Annotated in this window: 2 protein-coding genes; both read left to right on the plus strand. The window is 65.7% G+C overall.

Annotated features, from left to right (window positions below):
* Positions 1 to 212 precede the first annotated feature (212 nt).
* The gene (gene istA, locus BM345_RS29425) at positions 213 to 1,724 is read left to right on the plus strand and encodes an IS21 family transposase (protein ID WP_093387374.1); all 1,512 of its coding nucleotides are present in this window, start codon (positions 213 to 215) and stop codon (positions 1,722 to 1,724) included.
* On the plus strand, positions 1,717 to 2,526 hold the full coding sequence (gene istB / locus BM345_RS29430; protein ID WP_093387376.1) for an IS21-like element helper ATPase IstB: 810 nt from the start codon (positions 1,717 to 1,719) through the stop codon (positions 2,524 to 2,526). The genes istA and istB overlap by 8 nt, the downstream gene beginning before the upstream one ends.
* Positions 2,527 to 2,795: the final 269 nt, after the last annotated feature.

A 2,795-nucleotide genomic window follows, 5' to 3' on the forward strand; every position in this document is an offset into this window, starting at 1 on the left:
AGGCACGGTTATGCGCATCGAACAGCATCTCGTGGGTCTGCAGCGGGTATGCCCGCACGAGGAAGGCCCGGCTGTGGCTGAGCTTGAAGTGCGCCTGTTGGCGCCGACCGGAAGTTGAGCCAGTTTTGCGGATAGTGCCGAAGTAAAAGTGAGCCAGGTGTTCAACCTACTCTGCTGCTTTTTTAAGCGGCGGGGTTCGAGGAGTGATCACCATGGACATGATTGGCAAGATCCGACGGCTGCACGCGAGGGACCAGCTGTCGGAGCGCGAGATAGCGCGCAGGACGGGGCTGTCCCGCAACACGGTTTCCAAGTGGCTGCGCGCGCCTGTGAAGGAGGCACCGAAGTACCGGCGCGATCCACGCCCGAACAAGCTCAGCGCGTTTGAGGAAGCGCTCAAGCAGGCGCTGACGGCCGATGCCAGACGGCCCAAGCACGAGAGACGCACGGCGCGTGCGCTGCATGCCGAGATCAAGGCCGCGGGCTATGCCGGTGGGTATTCGGCCGTCACCGACTTCGTTCGAGCACGGCGTCAGGGCGAGGGACAGGCGGTCAACGTCACGGCCTACGTTCCGCTGAACTTCGAGTTGGGCGAAGCCTTCCAGTTCGATTGGAGCGAGGAAGGCCTGGTCGTCGGCGGCATCTACTACCGACTGCAGGTGGCCCATTTGAAGCTATGCGCGAGCCGTGCGTTCTGGCTGGTGGCTTATCCGAGCCAAGGCCATGAGATGCTGTTCGACGCCCACACCCGCTCGTTTGCTGCGCTGGGCGGTGTCGCGCGCCGCGGGATCTACGACAACATGCGCACCGCCGTGGACAAGGTTCACAAGGGCAAGGGCCGCACCGTCAACGCGCGCTTTGCGGTGATGTGCGCGCACTACCTGTACGACCCGGACTTCTGCAATGTGGCCTCGGGCTGGGAGAAGGGGCGCGTGGAGAAGAACGTGCAGGACAGCCGCCGGCGCATCTGGATCGAGGCGGCCAGGCGGCGCTTCGGCTCCTTCGCCGAGCTCAATGCGTGGCTGAGCGAGCGGTGTCGGGCGCTGTGGAGCGAGGTGCGCCATCCCGAGCACAGCCAGTTCAGCGTGGCCGAGATGCTCGAGCACGAGCGGCCCCACCTGATGCCCATGCCAGAGCCCTTCGATGGCTACGTGGAGAAGCCTGCACGGGTGTCGAGCACCTGTCTGGTGTCGGTGGCGCGCAACCGCTACTCGGTGCCGTGCGAGTTGGCTGGACAGATGGTCAGCACACGGCTGTATCCGGCCAGCGTCGTGGTCGTCGCCGACGATGCGGTGGTCGCGCGCCACGAGCGCCTGAGCGACTCGGGCGGCACCCGCTACGACTGGCAGCACTACATCCCGTTGGTGCAGCGCAAGCCCGGTGCGCTCAGGAACGGAGCGCCCTTCGCGGACATGCCCGAGGCGCTGCAGCAGTTGCGCCGAGGCCTGCTGCGCCAACCCGGCGGCGACCGCGTGATGGCACAAGTGCTGGCCATCGTGCCCACCGCTGGTCTGGATGCGGTGATCGTGGCGGTCGAGCTGGCGATGGAGAGCAGCCCTGCGTCCGGGCGCGTCAGCGTGGAGCACGTGGTCAACGTGCTCAGCCGGCTGACCGCACCGGCTGCGCCGCAGAGCGCCGAGACGGCGCTGCAGGTCGCCACGCCGCCGCTGGCCAACACGGCGCGCTACGACAGCCTGCGCGGCCAGGAGGTGGACCATGCGTGAAGTGACCGTTGAGCTCAAGGCGTTGCGCCTGCACGGCATGGCCGGGGCCTGGTTCGATCTGCAGGAGCAAGGGCCGGCATCAGGGCTGGATGCTGCGCGCTGGCTGGTCGAACATCTGCTGCAGGCCGAGACCACGGATCGGGCGATGCGCTCAGTCCAGTACCAAATGACGTCGGCGCGCTTCCCTGTGCACCGAGACCTTGCTGGCTTCGACTTCGATGCCTCGGTGGTGGACAAGAAGCTGATCCACCAGCTCGCCACGCTGGAGTTCACCGAGGCCGCGCACAACACCGTGCTGGTCGGCGGACCAGGCACGGGCAAGACCCATCTGGCCACCGCCCTGGGTGTCTCGGGCATCACACGGCACGGCAAGCGCGTGCGGTTCTTCTCGACGGTCGATCTGGTCAATGCACTGGAGCAGGAGAAGGCCCAGGGCAAGGCCGGGCGCATCGCCAGTGCGCTGCTGCGCATGGACCTGGTGATCCTGGACGAGCTGGGCTACCTGCCGTTCAGCCAAGCCGGCGGAGCGCTGCTGTTCCATCTGCTGTCCAAGCTGTACGAGCACACCAGCGTGGTGATCACCACCAACCTGGACTTCGCCGAATGGTCCACGGTCTTCGGCGACGCGAAGATGACCACCGCCTTGCTCGACCGGCTCACGCATCACTGCCACATCGTGGAGACGGGCAACGAGAGCCATCGCTTCCTGCACAGCAGCGCGACCGCCAAGAAGCGCATCAAGGCCAGGGAACAGGCCCGCAAGGGCGGCAGCAAAAGCGAGCCAACGGACACCGCCGACTGACGTATGCAGCATCCGAGACAAGGCGCTACGGGCTTCGCCCTCCGCGCCCTATGACTCGAATCACAAGACCAAGAGGAGGTCAACGAACAAGGCAGGCCATACACTTATCCACAGCCGACCATCGCTGCGTCGGCTTCCACCCTGGCTCACGATTCAATCGGCGCGGTGGCTCAGTGGTCGTGTCCCATTCCGTGGTGTAGGTCCAGCCCGGAGAAGGCTGAGATGCACGGTACTCAACGTGCCACTGCAGACAGCCGAGTGGGCGCAGT

It is taken from the genome of Variovorax sp. OV329, assembly GCF_900114785.1.
Lineage (GTDB): Bacteria > Pseudomonadota > Gammaproteobacteria > Burkholderiales > Burkholderiaceae_C > Variovorax.

Excerpts from the sequence above, each read along its gene's own strand:
- istA (WP_093387374.1), top strand. The coding sequence starts at position 213 with ATGGACATGATTGGCAAGATCCGACGGCTGCACGCGAGGGACCAGCTG.
- istB (WP_093387376.1), top strand. The coding sequence starts at position 1,717 with ATGCGTGAAGTGACCGTTGAGCTCAAGGCGTTGCGCCTGCACGGCATG.